General features: G+C 77.7%; 17 protein-coding genes and 1 pseudogene. 5 read left to right on the top strand and 13 right to left on the bottom strand.

Translation table 11 applies throughout. The features are described from left to right. Positions 1-19: 19 nt before the first annotated feature. The 5 genes from AB8M62_RS06200 to AB8M62_RS06220 all read right to left on the bottom strand — a co-directional run bounded on the left by AB8M62_RS06200 (position 20) and on the right by AB8M62_RS06220 (position 5,509). The gene (locus tag AB8M62_RS06200) at positions 20-217 is read right to left on the bottom strand and encodes a ubiquitin-like protein Pup (RefSeq protein WP_369052122.1); all 198 of its coding nucleotides are present in this window, start codon (positions 215-217) and stop codon (positions 20-22) included. Between the two features lie 189 nt (positions 218-406). Then, the gene (dop, locus tag AB8M62_RS06205; RefSeq protein WP_369052123.1) at positions 407-2,080 is read right to left on the bottom strand and encodes a depupylase/deamidase Dop; all 1,674 of its coding nucleotides are present in this window, start codon (positions 2,078-2,080) and stop codon (positions 407-409) included. A gap of 62 nt (positions 2,081-2,142) precedes the next feature. Next, positions 2,143-3,339: an ABC transporter permease gene (locus tag AB8M62_RS06210; protein ID WP_369052124.1), complete on the bottom strand. Its 1,197-nt coding sequence runs from the start codon at positions 3,337-3,339 to the stop codon at positions 2,143-2,145. Continuing rightward, positions 3,336-4,109, bottom strand: a complete 774-nt coding sequence (locus AB8M62_RS06215) for an ABC transporter ATP-binding protein (RefSeq protein ID WP_369052125.1) — start codon at positions 4,107-4,109, stop codon at positions 3,336-3,338. Before AB8M62_RS06215 ends, AB8M62_RS06210 begins: the two co-directional genes overlap by 4 nt. After that, positions 4,106-5,509 carry an efflux RND transporter periplasmic adaptor subunit gene (locus AB8M62_RS06220; protein WP_369068972.1) on the bottom strand — a complete coding sequence of 468 codons (1,404 nt, stop codon included), beginning with the start codon at positions 5,507-5,509 and terminating at the stop codon, positions 4,106-4,108. The genes AB8M62_RS06215 and AB8M62_RS06220 overlap by 4 nt, the downstream gene beginning before the upstream one ends. Before the next feature lie 172 nt (positions 5,510-5,681). On the opposite strand from AB8M62_RS06220, the gene AB8M62_RS06225 reads away from it, so the two are divergent. Continuing rightward, positions 5,682-6,278, top strand: a complete 597-nt coding sequence (locus tag AB8M62_RS06225) for an NUDIX domain-containing protein (protein ID WP_369068973.1) — start codon at positions 5,682-5,684, stop codon at positions 6,276-6,278. A gap of 24 nt (positions 6,279-6,302) precedes the next feature. On the opposite strand, the pseudogene arc reads toward AB8M62_RS06225, so the two are convergent. Continuing rightward, positions 6,303-7,937 (bottom strand): annotated as a pseudogene (gene arc, locus AB8M62_RS06230) (proteasome ATPase); the annotation flags it as partial. A 328-nt stretch (positions 7,938-8,265) separates the two neighbouring features. Here arc and AB8M62_RS06235 point away from each other — a divergent pair. Further along, on the top strand, positions 8,266-9,459 hold the full coding sequence (locus AB8M62_RS06235) for a YihY/virulence factor BrkB family protein (protein WP_369068974.1): 1,194 nt from the start codon (positions 8,266-8,268) through the stop codon (positions 9,457-9,459). 605 nt (positions 9,460-10,064) lie between these two features. Here the strand turns inward: AB8M62_RS06235 and AB8M62_RS06240 are convergent. The 3 genes from AB8M62_RS06240 to AB8M62_RS06250 all read right to left on the bottom strand — a co-directional run bounded on the left by AB8M62_RS06240 (position 10,065) and on the right by AB8M62_RS06250 (position 13,634). Continuing rightward, positions 10,065-11,132: a bile acid:sodium symporter gene (locus AB8M62_RS06240; protein WP_369068975.1), complete on the bottom strand. Its 1,068-nt coding sequence runs from the start codon at positions 11,130-11,132 to the stop codon at positions 10,065-10,067. After that, positions 11,129-12,286: a tRNA (adenine-N1)-methyltransferase gene (locus tag AB8M62_RS06245; protein ID WP_369068976.1), complete on the bottom strand. Its 1,158-nt coding sequence runs from the start codon at positions 12,284-12,286 to the stop codon at positions 11,129-11,131. The genes AB8M62_RS06240 and AB8M62_RS06245 overlap by 4 nt, the downstream gene beginning before the upstream one ends. Before the next feature lie 163 nt (positions 12,287-12,449). Next, positions 12,450-13,634, bottom strand: a complete 1,185-nt coding sequence (locus tag AB8M62_RS06250; RefSeq protein WP_369068977.1) for a site-2 protease family protein — start codon at positions 13,632-13,634, stop codon at positions 12,450-12,452. Positions 13,635-13,762: 128 nt separating this feature from the next. Here AB8M62_RS06250 and AB8M62_RS06255 point away from each other — a divergent pair, with 128 nt between their 5' ends. Then, the gene (locus AB8M62_RS06255) at positions 13,763-14,815 is read left to right on the top strand and encodes a RecB family exonuclease (RefSeq protein WP_369068978.1); all 1,053 of its coding nucleotides are present in this window, start codon (positions 13,763-13,765) and stop codon (positions 14,813-14,815) included. On the opposite strand, the gene AB8M62_RS06260 is transcribed toward AB8M62_RS06255, so the two are convergent. Then, positions 14,812-15,621 (bottom strand): HAD family hydrolase, encoded by an 810-nt coding sequence (locus AB8M62_RS06260; RefSeq protein WP_369068979.1) that lies wholly within the window; start codon positions 15,619-15,621, stop codon positions 14,812-14,814. The two genes, AB8M62_RS06255 and AB8M62_RS06260, sit on opposite strands and share 4 nt — an antisense overlap. 25 nt (positions 15,622-15,646) lie before the next feature. Here AB8M62_RS06260 and AB8M62_RS06265 point away from each other — a divergent pair, with 25 nt between their 5' ends. Further along, positions 15,647-16,528 carry a PAC2 family protein gene (locus AB8M62_RS06265; protein WP_369068980.1) on the top strand — a complete coding sequence of 294 codons (882 nt, stop codon included), beginning with the start codon at positions 15,647-15,649 and terminating at the stop codon, positions 16,526-16,528. Between the two features lie 165 nt (positions 16,529-16,693). After that, positions 16,694-17,146, top strand: a complete 453-nt coding sequence (locus AB8M62_RS06270; RefSeq protein ID WP_369052135.1) for a PGPGW domain-containing protein — start codon at positions 16,694-16,696, stop codon at positions 17,144-17,146. Between the two features lie 28 nt (positions 17,147-17,174). Here the strand turns inward: AB8M62_RS06270 and mshC are convergent, their stop codons facing one another. From mshC to AB8M62_RS06285, 3 genes are read right to left on the bottom strand one after another with little or no spacing between them, the layout of a single operon-like run. Continuing rightward, positions 17,175-18,452, bottom strand: coding sequence for a cysteine--1-D-myo-inosityl 2-amino-2-deoxy-alpha-D-glucopyranoside ligase (mshC, locus tag AB8M62_RS06275; protein WP_369068981.1), 1,278 nt, complete (start codon positions 18,450-18,452; stop codon positions 17,175-17,177). Positions 18,453-18,475: 23 nt separating this feature from the next. After that, positions 18,476-19,393 (bottom strand): SCO1664 family protein, encoded by a 918-nt coding sequence (locus AB8M62_RS06280; protein ID WP_369052137.1) that lies wholly within the window; start codon positions 19,391-19,393, stop codon positions 18,476-18,478. 23 nt (positions 19,394-19,416) lie between these two features. Next, positions 19,417-19,965 (bottom strand): DUF3090 domain-containing protein, encoded by a 549-nt coding sequence (locus AB8M62_RS06285; protein ID WP_369052138.1) that lies wholly within the window; start codon positions 19,963-19,965, stop codon positions 19,417-19,419. Positions 19,966-19,991 lie beyond the last annotated feature (26 nt).

The following is a 19,991-nucleotide window of genomic DNA, read 5'->3' on the forward strand; positions in this document are numbered from 1 at the left end:
CCGCGGGTGGTGCCGGCGGCTACTGGCCGCCCTTCTGCACGAACCCGCGCACGAACTCCTCGGAGTTGGTCTCCAGGACCTCGTCGATCTCGTCCAGCAGGGCGTCGACGTCGTCCTCGGCCGTCCGCTCCTCCGCGCGCGCCTGGGCGGGCACGACGGGGGTCTCCTCGGGCTCGTCCTCGCGGCGGCTCGGGCGCTGCTGCTCCTGTCCAGGCACGGCTGGTCCCCCTGACGTCTCGCGGTCAGCTGCGGTCAGCTGCGGGCCGGTGGCCCGGCGTCCGGTGGCGGGCACCCGACGTCCTCCGACACTAACCCGCGCACCGGCCCCGCGCGTGGTGCCGCGACCTCTCCGTGACCGGTGTCCCACCCGGACGGGCGCCACCGGTCGGCCCCGGGTGGGCCGCGCTCAGCCGCCTGTGAGGGCCGCGACGAGGTCCTCGGCGGTGGGGCAGCGGTCCAGCAGCGCGCCCACGTGCTCGCGGGTGCCGCGCAGCGGCTCCAGGGTGGGCACGCGCTGCAGGGCGCCGCGCCCGGCCACGTCGAAGATCACCGAGTCCCAGCTGGCGGCGGCCACCCGCGGGCCGTAGCGGGCCAGGCACTCGCCGCGGAAGTACGCGCGGGTGTCCTCCGGCGGGTGCTCCACGGCGCGGCGCACGTCCTCCTCGGCCACGAGGCGCTCCACCCGCCCGCGCTGCTCCAGGCGCAGGTACAGGCCCTTCTCCGGGCGCACGTCAGACCACTGCAGGTCGACCGCCTTCAGCCGGGCGCTGTCCCAGGCCAGGCCGTCGCGCGAGCGGTAGGCCTCCAGCAGCTGCAGCTTGGCCACCCAGTCCAGCTCGCGCGCGCACGAGGACACGTCGGTGCCCAGCCGGGTCAGGACCGACTCCCAGCGCTGCAGCACCTCCACCGTGTCGGCGTCGGTGTCGGCGCCGGTGCGCTCGTCGACGAACGCGCGGGCGGCCTCGAAGTAGGCCCACTGCAGGTCCAGCGCGCTCAGGCGGCGCCCGTCGCGCAGGCGCACGAGCTGGCGCAGCGAGGGGTCGTGGCTGACCTCGTGCAGCGCGCGCACGGGGTCCGACAGCTGCAGGTCCCCGGCCGGGCCGCCGGCCAGGGCGCCGGCCTCGACCATCGACAGGACCAGGGAGGTGGTGCCCACCTTCAGCAGGGTCGCCACCTCGCAGAACGTCGCGTCGCCGACGATGACGTGCAGGCGCCGGTACTTCTCGGCGGTGGCGTGCGGCTCGTCGCGGGTGTTGACGATGGGCCGCTTCATCGTCGTCTCCAGGCCCACCTCGGTCTCGAAGAAGTCCGCGCGCTGGCTGAGCTGGTAGCCGGCGGTGGCCGAGTCCTGCCCGATGCCGACGCGGCCGGCGCCGGCGACGACCTGGCGGGAGACGAAGAACGGCACGAGGTGGCGCACGACGTCGCCGAAGGGCGTGGCGCGGGCCATGAGGTAGTTCTCGTGGGTGCCGTAGGAGGCGCCCTTGCCGTCGGTGTTGTTCTTGTACAGCGTCACCGGCGCCAGGCCGGGGGTGGCGGCGATGCGGCGCAGCGACTCCAGGACGATGCGCTCGCCCGCCCGGTCCCAGCGCACGGCGTCGCGCGGGGTCAGGACCTCCGGGGAGGAGTACTCCGGGTGGGCGTGGTCGACGTACAGGCGCGCGCCGTTGGTCAGCACGACGTTGGCGGTGCTGGGGTCCTCCGTCTCGGCCGAGACGACGTCGGAGGCCGCGGGCACCGTCCAGCGGCCCCGCTCCCCCGGCTCCCCGTCCGCGCCGGCGCCCTTCCCCCGCCCGTCCCCGCGCAGGGGCGCGTCGGTCAGCTGCGAGGGGTCGGCGGCGCGGCGGGCGACCTCGAAGCCGCGCGCGTCGCGCAGCGGGGCTTCGTCCTCGTAGTCCCAGCGGGTGCGCGAACCGCCCGGGCGGGCCGTCGCGCCCAGGGAGGAGGACAGGCTGCCGGTGGCCGGGGCGGCGTAGGCGTTGACCACCTGCGCCGACAGCAGCATGGGGTTGGCCCCCGGGTCGCCCGGGACGGAGATCCCGTACTCCGTCTCGATGCCGGTCACCCGTCGCACGCTCACCCGGGCGACCCTACGGGCCCGGTGCGCGCCGGCGCCCGCGGGCGCCGGGCGTCCCGAGCCCCTCAGTCGGTGCGCAGCGCCACCACGGGGTCCAGCTTGCCGGCGCGGCGGGCGGGCACGACCCCGAAGAAGATGCCCACCGCGGCCGAGACGACGAACGCCACGACGGGGCTCCACCACTCCACGGCCGCCGGCAGCGGCGACAGCCGCCCGATGAGCAGCGAGCCGCCCACCCCCACGACGATGCCGATGACGCCGCCGACGCTGGTCAGCAGGACGGCCTCGACGAGGAACTGCACGAGCACGTCGCGCTGGCGCGCCCCCAGCGCCTTGCGCAGGCCGATCTCGCGGGTCCGCTCGCGCACGGAGACGAGCATGATGTTGGACACGCCCACCCCGCCCACGAGCAGGGAGATGCCGGCGATGGAGGCCAGCACGGCGGTCAGCAGGCCCAGGATGTCGCCGATGACGCCGAGGATCTGCGTCTGGGTGACGGCGCTGAACTCCTGGTCGGGGTAGGCGTCCTTCAGGGCCCGCCACAGCTGCCCGGCCAGCTCGGGCACCTGCGCGGAGGTGGGGCTCTTGACCGCGAAGGCGTCCACGCGGTCCACGCCGAACAGCCGCTGGGCGGCCGTGATCGGCACGTGGACCTCGTTGTCCTGGCTGACGCCGAAGCTCTCCCCCTGCTCGGCGAGCACGCCCACCACGCGGAACCGGGTGCCCGCGACGGTGACCTGCCGCCCGACGGGGTCGGCGGCCCCGAAGAGGGTCTGCGCGGTGCCCGAGCCCAGGACGGCCACCCGCCGGCGGGTGTCGACGTCGGTGGCGGTGAAGAAGGAGCCCTGCGCGACGGGGCGGGTGAACACCTCCGGCAGGTTCTGGTCCGAGCCCTGCACCGTGACGAACGTCTCGACGGCGCCGGCGCGCACGACGGCCCCGGAGGTGACGCGGGCGGTGACCAGCGACTCGTCGCCGACGACGTCGGCGAGCAGCCGCCCGTCGGAGAACTGCAGCGTCGAGACGGCCGGGGCGCCCTGGGTGGGGTTGGCGGTGTCGAACTGGCCCGGCACGACGAGGATGAGGTTGGAGCCGAGGCCCTCCACCTGCGCCTCGATCTGCTGGCGGGCGCCGGAGCCGATGGAGACGACCACGACGACGGCGGCGATGCCGATGATGACGCCGAGCATCGTCAGCAGGCTGCGCAGCCGGTTGCCGCGCAGGGCGTCCACGGCGACGCGGAAGGCCTCCCAGCCCTTCACGCGGCCCCCTCCGCGCGGTGCGCGGGAGCTGTCGCGGGGGCGGCCGACGGCCGGGCGGTGTCCAGCTCCACGAGGCCGTCGCGCACCCGCACCTGGCGGTGGGCGCGGCCGGCGACCTCGTCGTCGTGGGTGACCAGCACGACGGCCACCCCGCGGGTGCCGTTCAGCTCCTCCAGGATGCGCATGACCTCCGCGCCGTTGCGGCTGTCGAGGTTGCCGGTGGGCTCGTCGGCCAGCAGGATCCGCGGCTCGCCGACCAGGGCGCGGGCGATGGCCACGCGCTGCTGCTCCCCGCCGGACATCTGGGTGGGCCGGTGGCCCAGGCGGTGCCCCAGCCCGACGGCGCGCAGCGAGGCCTCGGCGCGCTCGCGGCGCTCGCTCGCGCGGACCCCCCGGTACAGCAGCGGCAGGGCGACGTTGTCCAGGGCGCTGGAGCGCGGCAGCAGCTGGAAGGCCTGGAAGACGAACCCGATCTCGCGGTTGCGCAGCTGCGCCAGCTCGGTGTCGGACAGCTCCAGCACGTCGCGCCCGCCGACCCGCAGGACGCCCGTGGTGGGCCGGTCCAGGCAGCCGAGCAGGTGCATGAGGGTGGACTTGCCCGAGCCGCTGGGCCCGACGATCGCCGCGTACTCGCCCGCGGCGACGGTGAAGCTGACCCCGCGCAGGGCGTGCACGGCGGTGTCGCCGGCGGAGTAGCTGCGGGTGACGTCGACGGCCTCGATGGCCGGCACCGCGACGTCCGGCGCGCCCGCGGCCCGCGGCCCGCTCACGGGACCTGCTCGCCGTCGGTGACGGACTCCACGCCCTCCACCACGACGCGCTCGCCGGCGCGCAGACCCGAGGCGACCTCCACGTCGCGCTCGCCGCGGGCGCCGACGGCGACCTCGCGCAGCCGCGCGCGCCCGTCCTCGACCACGAGGACGGCGTCGCCGCCGCCGTCGCCGGCGCGCACCAGCGCCGAGGAGGGCACCCGCACCACGCCGGGCGCGTCGGCCACGACGAGGGAGACGACGGCCGACATGCCGGGCAGCGGCTCGGGTGCCGGGGAGCCGTCGGCGCGGGTGCCGCCGTCGTAGCTCAGGCGCACGGTGTAGGTGACACCGCCGCCGGAGCCGGTGGTGGCGGTGGGGTCGACGCTGGTGACGGTGCCGGCGTACTCGGCGTCCTGGACGGCGTCGACGCTGATGCGCGCGCGCAGGCCCGGCCGCACCTGCAGGACGTCGGTCTCGTCGACGTCGGCGGTCCAGGACAGGACGGAGGCGTCCACGACGGACAGCAGCGGCGAGCCGGCGGAGACGGCGGCGCCCTCGGCGATCACGGGGCCGGTGCCGCCGCCGGCGTCCACCCCGCCCAGCGCGCCGCCGGGCAGGGACAGGCCCTGCTGCTGCAGCAGCTGCTCGGCACCGGCGGGCAGGCCGGCCCCGCCGCCGCCGGAGCCGGCCGCGGCCAGGGACACCCGCCCGGCCACGGGGGCGCGCACGGTGAGGGCGTCGACGGTGGCGCGGGCGGCCGCCACGGCCGCGCGGGTCTGCACGCGCTGGGCCTGCCCGAGGGCGCCGAGGGCCTCGTCGACGCTGCCCAGCCCCGCCTGCACCTGGTCCACGAGGGCCTGGGTCTGGGCGGCCTGCAGGTCGTACTGGGCGCGGGAGGCGTCCACGGCGGCCAGGGCGGCGTCGCGGGCGGCGGGGTCGGGCAACGCCTCGGCCTGGGCGCGGGCGCGCTCGAAGGCGGCCTCGGCCTGCGCGCGGGCGCGGCGCTGGGCGCCGGCCACGTCGCCGCGCCCGGACCCGCCGCCGGAGGGCACGGCCGCGGCGGCCTGGCGGTCGGCGGCCTCGGCCTGCGCCAGCGCGTCGCGCGCCTGCGGGGAGTCCAGCACGAGCAGCACGTCACCGGCGGCGACCTGCTGGCCGTCGGTGACGGCCAGGGTGGTCACGGTGCCCGAGGCGGGCGCGCTGACGGTGGCCGAGGTGCGCGGCTGCACCGTCCCGGAGGTCTGGACGGTCTCCTGCACGTCGCCGCGCTCGACCGCGGCGGTGCGCACGACGGGCTCGTCCTCGGAGCTGCAGGCGCCCAGGGTGAGCGCCAGGGCGGCGGCGGCCGCGGTCAGCGCCGCGCGGGTGCGGGCGCGCGAGGACGTCGCAGCGGACCGCGACGGGCGGGGGGTGGGCACGTCGGTCACCCTAGGCGCTGACTACGACGTCGGCCGTACGTCGTCGGTCGCGACCGGACGGCGCCGGGGTGCGACCTCCGGCGGACCCCACGGGCACCAGGGGCCCCACCGGCACCAGGGGTCCCCGGCGTCCCCGTGGCGCGCGGTGCCGGCGGCGCGGCAGGGTGGACCGGTGAGCGCACCCCGGTCCTCGCCGGTCCCGCCCGGGCCCGCCGCGCCCGGCGACGAGCCGGTCGCCCTGTACGACCCGCACGACGCGGCGGGGCGGGTGGTGGGCAGCGCACCGCGGTCGCGGGTGCGCCGGGAGAACCTGCCGCACGCGGCGACGGGGGTGCTGCTGCGCGACGCGCGCGGGCGGGTGCTGGTGCACCGGCGCACCACCGTCAAGGACGTGTACCCCGGCCGGCACGACTGCCTGGCCGGCGGGGTGGTGGGCGCCGGGGAGGACCCGGCGCTGGCCGCCGAGCGGGAGCTGGCCGAGGAGCTGGGCGTGCGCGGGGTCCCGCTGCGCCCGGTGCTGCGCCGCTGGTACCGCGACGAGCGCACGCACTTCCTCGCGCACGTGTTCACCGCGCGGGTGCCGGCCGGCGCCGAGGACGCGCTGGTGCTGCAGCCGGAGGAGGTCGAGGCGGCCTGGTGGGAGGAGCCCGCGCGGCTGCGCGAGCTGCTGGCCGACCCCGCGTGGCCGTTCGTGCCGGACTCGCGCGCGCTGCTGGCCGCGTGGCCGCGGTGGTGGCGCGACGACGAGCCGGACGGCGCGACCGGCTGAGCGGGGCTCAGCCGGCCGCGCGCCTCACAGGTACTGGCCGGTGTTGGCGACGGTGTCGATGGAGCGGCCCGCCTCGGTGCCCTTCTTGCCCTGCGTCAGGGTGCGGATGAACACGATCCGCTCGCCCTTCTTGCCGGAGATGCGGGCCCAGTCGTCGGGGTTGGTGGTGTTGGGCAGGTCCTCGTTCTCCTTGAACTCGTCCACGCACGCGCTCATCAGGTGCTCCACCCGCAGGCCGCGCTGACCGGAGGTCAGCAGGTCCTTGATGGCCGTCTTCTTCGCGCGGTCGACGATGTTCTGGATCATCGCGCCGGAGTTGAAGTCCTTGTAGTACAGGACCTCCTTGTCGCCGCCGGCGTAGGTGACCTCGAGGAACTCGTTCTCCTCGCTCTCGGTGTACATGCGCTCCACCGTGGCGCGGATCATCGCGTCGACGGCGGCGCGCGGGCTGCCGCCGTTGGCGGCCACGTCGTCGGCGTGCAGGGGCAGGTCGGCCGTCAGGTACTTGGCGAAGATCTCCCCGGCGCTCTCGGCGTCGGGACGCTCGATCTTGATCTTCACGTCGAGGCGGCCCGGGCGCAGGATCGCCGGGTCGATCATGTCCTCGCGGTTGGAGGCGCCGATGACGATGACGTTCTCCAGGCGCTCCACGCCGTCCAGCTCCGAGAGCAGCTGCGGGACGATCGTGGTCTCCACGTCGGAGGAGACCCCCGAGCCGCGGGTGCGGAACAGCGACTCCATCTCGTCGAAGAACACGACGACGGGGGTGCCCTGGCCGGCCTTCTCGCGGGCGCGGGCGAAGATGAGGCGGATGTGCCGCTCGGTCTCGCCGACGTACTTGTTGAGCAGCTCCGGGCCCTTGATGTTGAGGAAGTAGCTCTTGGCCTGCGTCTCCCCGCGCAGCTCGGCGGCCTTCTTGGCCAGGGAGTTGGCCACCGCCTTGGCGATGAGGGTCTTGCCGCAGCCGGGCGGGCCGTACAGCAGGATGCCCTTGGGCGGGCGCAGGCCGTGCTCGCGGAACAGCTCCGCGTGCAGGAACGGCAGCTCGACCGCGTCGCGGATCGCCTCGATCTGCGGGCCCAGGCCGCCGATGTCGGCGTAGTCGATGTCGGGGACCTCCTCCAGGACGAGCTCCTCGACCTCGGCCTTGGGGATGCGCTCGAAGGCGAACCCGGAGCGGGTGTCCACGGTCAGGGAGTCGCCCACCCGCAGCGGCCCGTCCATCAGCGGGCCGGCCAGGCGCACCACGCGCTCCTCGTCGGCGCGGGCCAGGACGAGGGCGCGCCCGTCGCCGAGGACCTCCTTGACGGTGGCCAGCTCCCCCACCCGCTCGTACTCGCAGGCGGCCACGACGTTCATCGCCTCGTTGACCATGACGTCCTGGCCCGGGCGCAGGGCGGCCGTCTCGACGGCCGGGCTGACCGCGACCCGCACGCGCCGGCCGGCGCTGACGACGTCGGCGGTGCGCTCGTCGACCATCTCCAGGAAGGTGGCGAACTGCGCGGGCGGCTGCCCGAGGCGGTCCACCTCCCCCTTGAGGGCGACGATCTGGTCGCGCGCCTCGCGCAGCGTGGCGGCCAGCCGGTCGTTCTGGGCGCTGACCTGGGCCAGGCGCGAGCGGGTCGCGCCGAGCTGCTCCTCCAGCTGGGCGAGGTGGCGGGCGTCGCGGTCCGCGCTGCCGCCGAAGCGGCGCTGAGGCTCCGTCATGGCGCATCTCCCCTCTTCCGCCCGGTGTCACCCGGGCCGGTGGACGCGTTCGACACTAACCCGGCGCGGCCCGGCGCGCGGGGGATGCGCGCCGGTGCGCCCGGTTGCGCCGCAGCGGGACCCGTGCCCGCAACACGCCCGCAACACGCCGGTGACGCGCCGGCGACGCACCCCGCCGCGGGGCGGCGGGCGGCGGGCCGGACGGCGCGCGCACCGCGACCGCGGCCCCTACCCTGGCGCGCGCCGGGCGGGTGCCCGGCGCGTGGGAGGGGGTGGGCCGGTGGCGCTCGGGCGCGTCGACGCGTTCCAGCGGCGGCACCGGGTCGTGGGCTACCCGCTGGCGGTGGTCTACAAGTTCTTCGAGGACCAGGGCGTGTACCTGGCCGCGCTCATCACCTTCTACGCGCTGCTGTCGCTGTTCCCGCTGCTGCTGCTGCTGTCCACCGTGGTGGGGTACGTGCTGGCCGGGGACCCGCAGCTGCAGCGGCAGGTGCTGGACTCCGCGGCCGGGCAGTTCCCGGTGCTGCGCGAGGACCTGCAGTCGCCCGGGCGCATCGGCGGCGGCACCGTCGGGCTGGTGGTCGGCACCGTCGGTGCGCTGGTGGGCGCGATGGGCGTGGGCCTGGCCCTGCAGAACGCCGTGAACGTGGCGTGGGCGGTGCCGCGCAACGAGCGGCCGGACCCGCTGCGGGCGCGGGTGCGCAGCGTGCAGCTGATGGTCACCGCGGGCGCGTTCGTGGTGGCGACCACGGTGCTGGGCGCGCTGTCGGCCGACGCCGGGCGCTGGCTGGGCGCCGGCGGCGCGCTGGGCGCCGCGGTGGGGCTGGGGACGCGGGCGGCCTCGGCGGTGCTGGCCGGGTGCGCGTTCGCGCTGGCGTTCCGGCTGGCCGCCGCGCACCGCCCCCCGCTGCGGGCGGTGCTGCCGGGCGGGCTGCTCATGGGCGTGGTCTGGCAGGTCCTGCAGTACAACGGCGCCGGGCTGGTCGCCCAGGTCGGGAACCGCTCCAGCGCCACCAACACGGTCTTCACCATCGTGCTGGGCCTGCTGGTGTTCCTGTACGTGGCCGCGGTCGCGCTGGTGCTGTGCGTGGAGGCCGACGTGGTGCGCGTGCGCCGGCTGTACCCGCGGGCGCTGCTGACCCCCGTCACCGACGCGGTGGAGCTGACGGAGGCCGACGAGCGCACCTACACCGGGCACGCGCAGGCGCAGCGGCACAAGGGCTTCGAACGGGTGCACGTCACCTTCGAGCGCGGGGGCGGGAGCGACGGCGCGGGTGACGGCCGGGGTGACGGCGGGGGTGACGGCGGGCCCGGCGCGTCAGCCGCCGCCGAGCAGCCCGCCGAGCAGGCCGCCGGGCAGGTCCCCGACGAGGTCCTGCGCGACGTGGACGGCCAGCAGGCCGGCGGCCAGCGCCCCGCTGACGGCGGCGACGGCGTGCTCGACCCGGTGACCCGTCGCGAACAGCCCCAGTGACGTGCGCCGGCGGCGGCCCGGCAGCAGGACCGCCAGCGGGCGCGGGACGCCGCCGCGGGTCAGCCAGTCCCCGGCGATGTGCACCAGGGCGCCGCCGGCCAGCGCCCACGGCAGCCAGCGCAGGTCCACGTCACCGCGCTGGGTCAGCCACCAGGCGCCCGCCCACGAGGCCACCAGGTTGCCGACGACGGTGGTCTCCAGGCTGCCCGGGACGACGGCGTGGCAGGCGCGCAGCGCGGCGCCGACCGTGACCGCGAGAACGGCCAGGGCCGCCCACGGGTGCAGGGTGGCGGCCAGGGCGGTCAGCGCGAACGCGGCCGGGCCGACGACGGGGTCGTGGGTGCCCCAGCGGTGACCGCCGGCCAGCCGGCCCACCAGGCGGGCGGGCACCAGGGACAGCGGTCCCCACATGGTCGCCGCGGTGGACCCCGTCGGGCGCGGGAAGCCGCGCCGCCAGGACACCGCGCCCTGGTCGAAGTCGGGCAGCAGCGCCGCCCCGCCCCAGGCCGCCACCCAGGCCACCGCCCCGGCCGCGCCGGTGACGGGCGCCAGCGGCAGCGTCGCCGCCCCGGCCAGGAGCCCGGTGCAGGCGTGCGCGTGCGCCATCACGGGCCCGGCACCGCCCCGGGCACGGGCGGCGCGGCCGCCCGCGCGCCGTCCTCGCCGTCCCCCTGGTCCACCTCGTCCACTCGGCCGGCCCGGCGCGCCAGGCGGGGCGCCAGCACGGAGCACACGGCGATCTGCAGGGGGTGGTAGACGATCACCGGCAGCACCAGCAGGCCGACCACGTGCGGGTCGAACAGCACCGTGGCCATCGGCAGGCCCGTGGCCAGGGACTTGTTCGACCCGCAGAACAGCAGCGTCGTGCGCTGCGCGCGCCCGGCGCCCCACAGCCGCGGCAGCCACCACGTCAGCGCGAGCGCCGCACCCAGCAGCAGCGCGCAGCAGCCGAGCACGACGGCCAGCTCGCCGCTGCCGACCTCGGCGAACGCGCCGCCGGCCACCCCGCGGCTGAAGGCGGCGTAGACGACGGCGACGACCACGGCGCGGTCCAGCACGGACAGGGGCCGCCGGTGCCGGCGCACCCACGCGCCGGTCCAGCGCCCCAGCAGCAGGCCCACCAGGAACGGCACGAGCAGCTGCAGCACGATCCGGCCGACGGCGGAGGCGTCGGGCGCGGCACCGGCGGCGGTGGCGCCCAGCAGCAGCGCCGCCAGCAGCGGGGTCAGGGCGATCCCGGCCAGGTTGGAGGCGGTGGCGGCCACGACCGCGGCGGGCACGTCCCCGCGGGCCACGGAGACGAACACCACGCACGACTGCACCGTGCACGGCAGGACCGCCAGGAACAGCAGGCCGGCCACCAGGCCGTCCTCCAGCAGCGGCCCGGCGGCCGCGGCCAGCCCCAGGCCCAGCAGCGGCAGCAGCGCGTAGGTGGACAGCGCCACCGAGCCCTGCAGGCGCCAGTCGCGCAGACCCGCGAGCGCCTCGGCGGGCCGCAGGCGCGTCCCGTACAGCAGGAACAGCAGGCCCACGCCCGCGCTGGTGCCCACCGCGAAGCCGTCGGCCACCGCGCCGGCGGCGGGCAGCAGCAGCGCCGCGCCCACCGCGGCCAGGACGGCGAGCAGGAAGGGGTCCAGGCGGCGCAGGACCGGCACGCGGGACCAGGTGCTCACGCGCTGCCCGGCTGCTCCCGGTCCGCGGGGACGTCCGCGGGAGCGTCCGCGGCGGCGCCGGCGGCCCCGCGGGAGGCGGCCGCACCGGCCGCGGCCTCGCGGGCGGCCTTGCGCACCTTGCGGTCCGAGACCGGCCGGTCCCCGTACTCGGTGCCGGCCTCCGCCGCGGCGGCCTCGTCGACCGCGTCGGTGCCCTCGACGTCCTCGACCGCCCCGGGGGCGTCGGCGGGCGCGGCACCGGGCACGTCGCCGGCGTAGGCGCCGGGAGCCGGCCGGCGCTTGCGCACCGGCGGGCGCACCCCGTCGGCCAGGCGGCGGGTGGTGACGAGGAAGCCGGTGTGGCCGACCATGCGGTGCTCCGGGCGCACCGCCAGGCCCTCCAGGTGCCAGCCGCGCACCATCGACTCCCAGGCCTCCGGCTCGGTCCAGCGACCGGAGGCGCGGGCGGCCTCGGCCACCCGCGACAGCTGGGTGGCGGTGGCGACGTAGCAGATGAGGACGCCGCCGGGTGCCAGGGCGTCGGCCACGACGTCCAGGCACTCCCACGGGGCGAGCATGTCGAGCACCGCGCGGTCGGCGCCGGTGCCGTCGGCGGCGGACAGGCCCGCGGCCGGCAGCGCCTCGACGAGGTCGCCGACCGTCAGCCGCCACGCCGGGTGCGGGCCGCCGAAGAACGTCTCCACGTTGCCGCGGGCGACGTCGGCGAAGTCCTCGCGCCGCTCGAAGGAGTGCACGGCGCCGCCGTCGCCGACGGCGCGCAGCAGGGACATCGTCAGGGCGCCGGAGCCGACGCCGGCCTCGACGACGACGGCGCCGGGGAACACGTCGGCCATCTGCACGACCTGCCCGGCGTCCTTGGGGTAGACCACGGCCGCGCCGCGCGGCATGGACAGCACGAAGTCGGCCAGCAGGGGGCGCAGCACGAGGTACTGCACGCCGGCGCTGTTGGTCACCGTGGTGCCGTCGGGCCGGCCGATCAGCTCGTCGTGGGCGAAGCGCCCGCGGTGGGTGTGGAACTCCTTGCCCGGCGTCAGGGTGATGGTGTGCCGGCGGCCGCGGGGGTCGGTCAGCTGCACGCGCTCACCCGCGCGCAGGGGCCCGCGGCGGGTGGCGGCGCCGGTGGGCGCGGCGGGGTGGGCCCCGTCGGTCGTCACGTGGTGTCTCCTGCTGGTGCTCGGGGCTCGGGCTCGGGCTCGGGCTCGCGGTGGGGCGGGCGCGGGTCGTGCGGGGCCCGCGCGCGGCGGGACCGGGTGAGGCTACCGGGCCGCGCGCCGGTGCCCGCGCGGCGCGGCGGGCCGGCGGCGGGTCAGCGGCGGGTCAGCGGCGGGTCAGGACGGCGACCACGTCGCCGGTGTGCAGCAGCCCCGCCACCCGGCCGGCGGCGTCCAGGACGACGTGCTCGCCGGGGCGGGCGGTGACGGCGCGCAGGAGCTGCTCGCCGGCCAGGTCCTGCGGCACCCAGGCGCGCGGGGGCAGCGCGCGGGCCGTGGCCCCGGCGCCCAGGGACGTGCGCCGCTCGGCGGGCACCGAGCGCAGGGCACCGGTGTCGACGACCGCCACGGGCACCCCGTCGTCGGTGAGGAGGACGACCTCCAGGTCCGCGTCGGTGCCGCGGGTGGCGCCGGAGTCGATGGCCGCGCGCGCCGAGCGCACGACCTCCTCGACGGTGGCGCGCGCGGGCACGCCGATCGCCGGGCGCTGCAGGGCGCGGGCGCTGAGGGTGGGCAGGCGGCGGCGCTGGGTGGCCCAGGTGAGGGCCTGCGAGGCGCCCTGCCACAGCAGCGCCCCCACCAGCGCCCCCCACACCACGTCGACGACCGAGGTGCGCCAGCCCAGCAGGCGCGGGACGAGCAGCGCGGCCACGAGGACGCCGACGGCCAGGACGCGACCGGTCCACGCGGCGGCCACCGTGCCGGCCAGCCGGTCCCCGCGCACCCGCCACACGACGGCCTCCAGCGCGTGCCCGCCGTCCAGCGGCAGGCCCGGCAGCAGGTTGAAGGCGGCCAGCAGGACGTTGGAGATCGTCAGCGCCCACAGCAGCAGCGCGGCCACGCCCCCGCCGCCGGGCCCGTCGGCCACCGCCTGCGTGGCCTGCCAGGCGACCAGCGCGATCGCCCCGTTGGCGACGGGCCCCACCACGGCCACCAGCAGGCTGCGGCCCGGGCCGCCGGCCTCCTCCCGGAAGGAGGTGTGCCCGCCCCACACGTTGAGCACGATCCCGGTGACCGTCATGCCGCAGGCGCGGGCGACGAGGGCGTGGGCCAGCTCGTGCACCAGCACCGACAGCAGCAGCAGCACCGCGTAGGAGAAGGCCACGAGGTAGGCGGAGGGCCCGGGCACGCGGAAGGCGACGGTGGGGGCGAAGACGAGGGTGATGACGGCGGCGAAGAGGAACCACGTCGGGCTCAGCGACAGCGGCACCCCGAAGGGCCGGCCCAGGCGGATGCCCCCGGGCCGGGGGACGGCGTCGCGGTCGGGGTCGGTCTGCTGGGCGGCGGGCACGTGCCGATCGTAGGAGCCGCCGCGGCGCGGCGCCCGGCCCGCGTCCCCCCCGCGGGGGCCCGGGGGTCCCGGCGCCGCGCGGCCGCCGCGGCGGGGCCGTGTCGGGGGCGGCTCCTACAGTCGCGCGCATGTCGGTCCCGCTGCACCTCGAACCCGCCGCACCCCCGGAGGGCCCGCCCGCCGCGGGGCCCGCCGGTGCTGCGGGTGCGCAGGCGCCGGAGACGGACGAGGAGCGCGCCGCGCGCCGGGCGCGGGGCCTGTCGCCGTCGCGGGCGGCGGACTTCGCCCGCTGCCCGCTGCTGTACCGCTTCCGGGTGCTGGACCGCCTGCCCGAGGCCCCCACCGAGGCGGCGGTGCGCGGCACCCTCGTGCACGCCGTGCTGGACCGGCTGTTCGACCTGCCCGCGCCGCAGCGCACGGTCGAGGCGGCGCGGGCGCTGGTGGCACCGGAGTGGCGGGCGCTGCGCGAGCGCGAGCCGCGGGTGGCCGCGCTGTTCCCGGCAGCCGACACCGACGACGGCCCGGAGCGGGCGGACGCGGCCTCGGACGAGGCGGCGGACGAGGCGGCGGACGAGGCGGCGGACGAGGCGGGGCTGCAGCGGTGGCTGGCGAGCGCCGGGCGGCTGCTGGAGCGCTGGTTCGACCTGGAGGACCCCACCCGGCTGGAGCCGAGCGGGCGCGAGCTGTGGGTGGAGGCGCCGCTGGAGGACGGGCCGGTGCTGCGCGGGATCGTCGACCGCGTCGACGAGACCGCGGGCGGGGACCTGCGGGTGGTCGACTACAAGACCGGCCGGGCGCCCTCGGAGGCGTTCGAGTCCGCGGCCCTGTTCCAGCTGCGCTTCTACGCGCTGGCGCTGTGGCGCTCGCGCGGGGTGGTGCCGCGGGTGCTGCAGCTGGTGTACCTGGGCTCGGGCGAGGTGCTGCGGGTCAGCCCCGACGAGGACGATCTGCGGGCCACCGAGCGCAAGGTGCGGGCGCTGTGGGAGGCCATCGAGCAGGCCCGCCGCGACGGCGACTGGCGCCCGAACCCCGGCCGGGCCTGCCGCTGGTGCGACCACAAGGCCCGCTGCCCGGCGTTCGGGGGCACCCCGCCGCCGCTGCCGCTCCTGCCCGTGCCGCCCGTCCCGCCGGTGACCGCCGCGGCGCCGAGCGGGCCGGGTGCGCCCGAGCGGGTGGGCTAGCCGGCCGCACCCGGGCGCGCGGCGAGCGCGCCGCCCGCGGGACCGGCGGGGCTCGCGGGGTCGTCGCTCGCGAGGGTGTCGACGACCTCCCCGCCGGCCAGGCGGGCCAGCAGGGGCAGGTCGACCTCGGTGAGGGAGGCGACCCGCGAGCGCCCCGGGGCGGGCGGGATGGGCACCATGTGCGGGCAGGCCACGGTGCGGCAGCCGGCCGCCTCGGCCGAGGCCACCCCCGGCGGGGAGTCCTCCAGCGCCACGCAGGCGGCCGGGTCGACCCCCAGGCGCTCGGCGGCGCGCAGGTACGGGTCGGGGGCCGGCTTGCCGCGCTCGACCTCGTCCCCGGCGACGACGACGGCGAAGGCGCCGGGCACCCGGGAGGCCACCGCGTCGGCCAGCGAGCGGTACGACATCGTCACCAGCGCGCACGGCACCCCGGCCGTGCCGAGCGCGCGCAGCAGCTCCAGCGCGCCGGGCCGCCACACCACGGCGGAGCGCACGGAGGCCACGACGGCCGACAGGAGCTCGTCGACGATGCCGGCCGGGTCGCGCTCGACGCCCGCGCTCTCGCGCAGGTGCGCGGCCAGCACCGCGCCGGAGTCCGGCAGGGCCTTGCCGACCAGGCCGAGGGCCTGCTCGTGGGTCCACGTGGCGCCGTGCGCGCCCATCAGCGCGCGCTCGGCGGCGATCCAGCTGGGCTCGGTGTCCACCAGCGTGCCGTCCATGTCCCACAGGACGGCGGCGGGCGCTGCGGCGGGTGGTGCGGCGCCGTCCGGACCGGGCACGGGCGGGGGCGTGGTGTCGGTCGGCATCGGGGCCCGAGTCTAGGCTGACCCGGTGCCTGAGACGCCCGCCGGCCCCGCACCGTTCGCGGTGCCGGGTCCCCCCCTGCGCAACCCCGTCGTCGTGGCCGCCTTCGAGGGCTGGAACGACGCCGGGGAGGCCGCCAGCCAGGCGGTGGCGCACCTGCACGAGGTCTGGGGCGCCGAGGACCTGCTGGAGCTGGACCCGGAGGAGTACCACGACTTCCAGGTGAACCGGCCGATGGTCGACTACGACGAGGACGGCCGCCGGCGCCTGACGTGGCCGACGACGAAGGTGTCCTACGCGCGGCTGCCGGACGCCTCGCGCGACGTGCTGCTGGTGCGCGGCATCGAGCCGTCGATGCGCTGGCGCACCTACTCGCAGGAGCTGGTGCGCGCGGCCCGCGACAACGGCGCCAGCCTGGTGCTGACGCTGGGCGCGCTGCTGGCCGACGTGCCGCACACGCGGCCGCTACCGGTGACCAGCAGCAGCGACGACGACGAGCTGGTGGAGAGCATGGGCGTGGAGCCCTCCCGCTACGAGGGGCCCACGGGCATCGTCGGGGTCGTGCAGGACGCGGTCGCCCGCGCGGGCATCCCGTCGGTGTCGCTGTGGGCGGCCGTGCCGCACTACGTGGGCCAGCCGCCCTCGCCGAAGGGGACGCTGGCGCTGCTGCACCGGGTGGAGGAGGTCCTGGACATCTCCGTGCCGCTGGGCGACCTGCCCGAGGACGCGCGCGCCTGGGAGCGCGGCGTGGACGAGCTGGCCGGCGAGGACGCCGAGATCGCCGAGTACGTGCAGCAGCTGGAGGAGGCCAAGGACACCGCGGAGCTGCCCGAGGCCAGCGGTGAGGCCATCGCGCGGGAGTTCGAGCGCTACCTGCGCCGGCGCGACGACCCGCCGCGACGCGGCTGAGCGGCGGCTGAGCAGCGGCTGAGCGACCCGCCGCTCCGGGTGCGCTCGCGCCCGGACGGCGCAGGATGTGCGGCGTCGCACCGCGCGCCGCGCCGCGGGACGGGTGCGGCGCTGCGGAGGTGCGCGGTGCGGCGGGGACGGGCGAGCAGGTCGAGGACGACGGGCGTGAGCGGCACCGCGGGTGCCGCCTGGCGCGTCGTGGTGACGGTGGTGGGCGCCGCGCTGGCCCTGACGGGGGTGGCGCTGCTGGTGCTGCCGGGCCCGGGGTTCGTGCTGATCGCCGCCGGGCTGGCCGTGCTGGCCAGCCAGTACGCGTGGGCGCGGCGGCCGCTGCGCTACGCCGGTGAGCGCGCCGGGCAGGGCATCGACGAGGTGGGCCGCGGCGGCTGGCGCAGCGCCTGGCCCGTGGCCTTCGGGCTGGTGATGGCCGGGGTCGGTGTCGCGGGGCTGGCGGGGGCGCGCATCCCGGTGGTCTCCGGGCCCAGCGCGGCGCTGCTGGTGCTCAGCGGCGCCTTCCTCGTCGGGTCGGTGGTGTACGCGCGCGCCACCCGCTCGCACCGCGCGGCCCGGCGCCGCTTCCGGGCCGCCTCGGCCGCCCGGGCCCGCGCCCGGCGCTGACCCGCGGCGCCGGTCGTGGAGGTGGGGTTCAGACCGCGACGCCGAGCAGGGCGGTGACGGTGCGGCGGACCAGGTCCCCGGCGTCCGGGTCCTGCCCGGCGCCGGCCAGGGCGGCGTCGGCCCACGCGTCGACGGCGCGCACGGCGCCGGGGGCGTCCAGGTCCTCGGCCAGCCGCTCGCGCACCCGCGCCAGGACGGCGGCGCCGTCGGGACCGGCGGGCCGGGCGACGGCCGCGCGCCAGCGCGCCAGCCGCTCGCGGGAGTCCGCCAGCAGCGCGCCGGTCCACTCCCAGTCCTCGCGCCAGTGCTGCGAGACGATCGCCAGGCGCACCGCGGCGGGGTCCTCGCCGGCGGCGCGCAACCGCGAGACGAGGACGAGGTTGCCGCGGGACTTGCTCATCTTCTCCCCGTCGAGGGCGACCATCCCCGAGTGCGCGTACAGGCGCGCAAACGGGCCCGCGTGCGGGCGCAGCACCTGCGCGTGGGAGGCGCCCATCTCGTGGTGGGGGAAGACCAGGTCGCTGCCGCCGCCCTGCACGTCCACCGGCATCCCCAGGTGCTGCAGGGCGATGGCGGTGCACTCCACGTGCCAGCCGGGGCGCCCGGCGCCCAGGCCGGCGGCGTCCCAGGACGGCTCGCCGGGCCGCGCCACCCGCCACAGCAGCGGGTCCAGGGGGTCGCGCTTGCCGGGGCGGTCCGGGTCGCCGCCGCGCTCGGCGGACAGGGCGCGCATCGCGGCCGCGTGCAGGCCGGAGACCTGCCCGAAGGCGGGGTCGGCGGCCACGGGGAAGTACACGTCGCCGTCGGGGCCGCCGCCGGTGCCGGGCACGCGGTAGGCGGCACCGGCGTCCAGCAGGTCGCGCACGGCCGCGGCGACGAGGTCGACGGCCTCCACGACGCCCAGGTACTCCTGCGGCGGCACGACGGACAGGGCGGTCATGTCGTCGCGGAACAGCTGCACCTGCTCGGCGGCCAGCTCGCGCCAGTCCACGCCGGTGGCGGTGGCGCGCTCCAGCAGCGGGTCGTCCACGTCGGTGACGTTCTGCACGTAGGTCACGTCGTGGCCGGCGTCGCGCCAGGCGCGGCCCAGCAGGTCGAAGGCGACGTAGGTGTTGGCGTGCCCGAGGTGGGTGGCGTCGTAGGGGGTGATCCCGCACACGTACAGGGCGGCCCGGCCCGGGGCCGCCGGACCGGCCGCGGCCAGGGCGCCGGTGGCGGTGTCGTGCAGGCGCACGGGCAGGCCGCGGCCGGGCAGTCGGCCGGCTCCCGGGAGGTCGTGGGGGTCGGGGGCGGGCCAGGAACGCACGGGAGGAACCTACCCGCGGCCCCTCAGAAGGGCGGCCAGGGGATGGTGCGCGAGCCCCGGGGGCGGGGCAGGCGGTCGGCCTCCAGGAGGGCGGCCACGCGCTCGAGGGTGGCGACGGCCTCCTCGACGGTGAGCAGGTCGCTCAGCAGCTCGCCGAGGCGCCCGCCGTCCAGCTCGGCGGCCAGGCGCGCCAGGACCTCGCGCTCGCCAGGGCGCAGCCGGTCCCCGGCCCACCCCCACAGCACGGTGCGCAGCTTGGGCTCGACGTGGAAGGTCAGGCCGTGGTCGACGCCGTGGACGGCGCCGCCCCAGCCGGGCAGCACGTGCCCGCCCTTGCGGTCGGCGTTGTTGAGCACGACGTCCAGCACGGCCACGCGGCGCAGCCGCTCGTCGTCGGCGTGCACGAGCGCGACGGGCCGGCCCATGCCGTCCTCGGCGCGCAGCACCGTGAACCAGCCCTCGCGCACGGTGCGCAGCGCGGTGATGTCGACCAGTCCCGCGCCGGGGTCGGGCAGGACGACCTCGTCCGCGTCCTCCGGCTCCTCCTCGACGGGGTCCTGCGGGTCCTCGGGCCCCCGCGCGCGACCGCCCGGCCCGCGGGAGGACTCGTCCGTCAGCCACAGCTGCACGCTGCCCGGCCCCAGCGGCCCGTCGCGCAGTACGGTGGGGGGCACGACGTCCCAGCCGGTGGCGGCCGAGACGGCGTAGGAGGCGACTTCGCGGCGGGCCAGGGTGTCGTCGGGGAAGTCCCACAGCGGCCGCTCCCCCGCGACCGGCTTGTACACGCACGCGACCTCGCGCCCCTCCTGCGCGCCGGCCCCGTCCTCGCGCACGACGGCGTACAGGGTGGCGTTGGAGGCGTCGGCCAGGCGGCCGCGGACCTCCAGCTCCCCGCCGGCCAGGCGCGCCAGCGCCTCCTGCTCCTCCAGCCCGGCGAACACGCCGGGCGGCGGGACGCGCCGGCTCAGCGCCGGTAGCCGTTCGCGCGGGGGCACACGTGCCCGCCGGGGTCCAGCGGCCCGGCGCAGAACGGGCACGGCGGGCGGCCGGCGGCCACGAGCGCCAGCGCGCGGGCGGCGAACGCGCGCGCCGCGGTGCCGTCGAGGCTGACGCGCAGCACCCCGCGGGAGGGGTCGGGCTCGGGCAGGTCCTGCTCGGACTCGGCCTCGTCGACCTCGAAGCACTCGATGACGACGACCTCGCGCTCGCCGTCCCAGGCCAGGCTCATGGTGCCGACGCGGAACTCCTCCTCGATGGGCACGTCGAGGGGGGCGGTGTCGCGGCTGGCGGTGGTGGGGGCGGCGGGTACGGGCGCCTGCCCGCCGGAGCGGCGCACGATCTCGTCGAGCAGCTCGCCCACGCGCTCGGCCAGCGCGGCGACCTGGGTCTTCTCCAGGGCCACCGAGGTGAGCCGTCCGTCGCCGCGGGCCTGCAGGAAGAACGTGCGCGACCCGGGTTCACCGACGGTCCCGGCCACGAAGCGCTCGGGCGGGTCGTAGTCGAAGACCGGCATGGTCCCGACCCTACGCCGAGGCCGTC

The sequence above is a fragment of the Kineococcus terrestris genome (assembly GCF_041020755.1).
In the GTDB taxonomy this organism is placed as follows: domain Bacteria; phylum Actinomycetota; class Actinomycetes; order Actinomycetales; family Kineococcaceae; genus Kineococcus; species Kineococcus terrestris.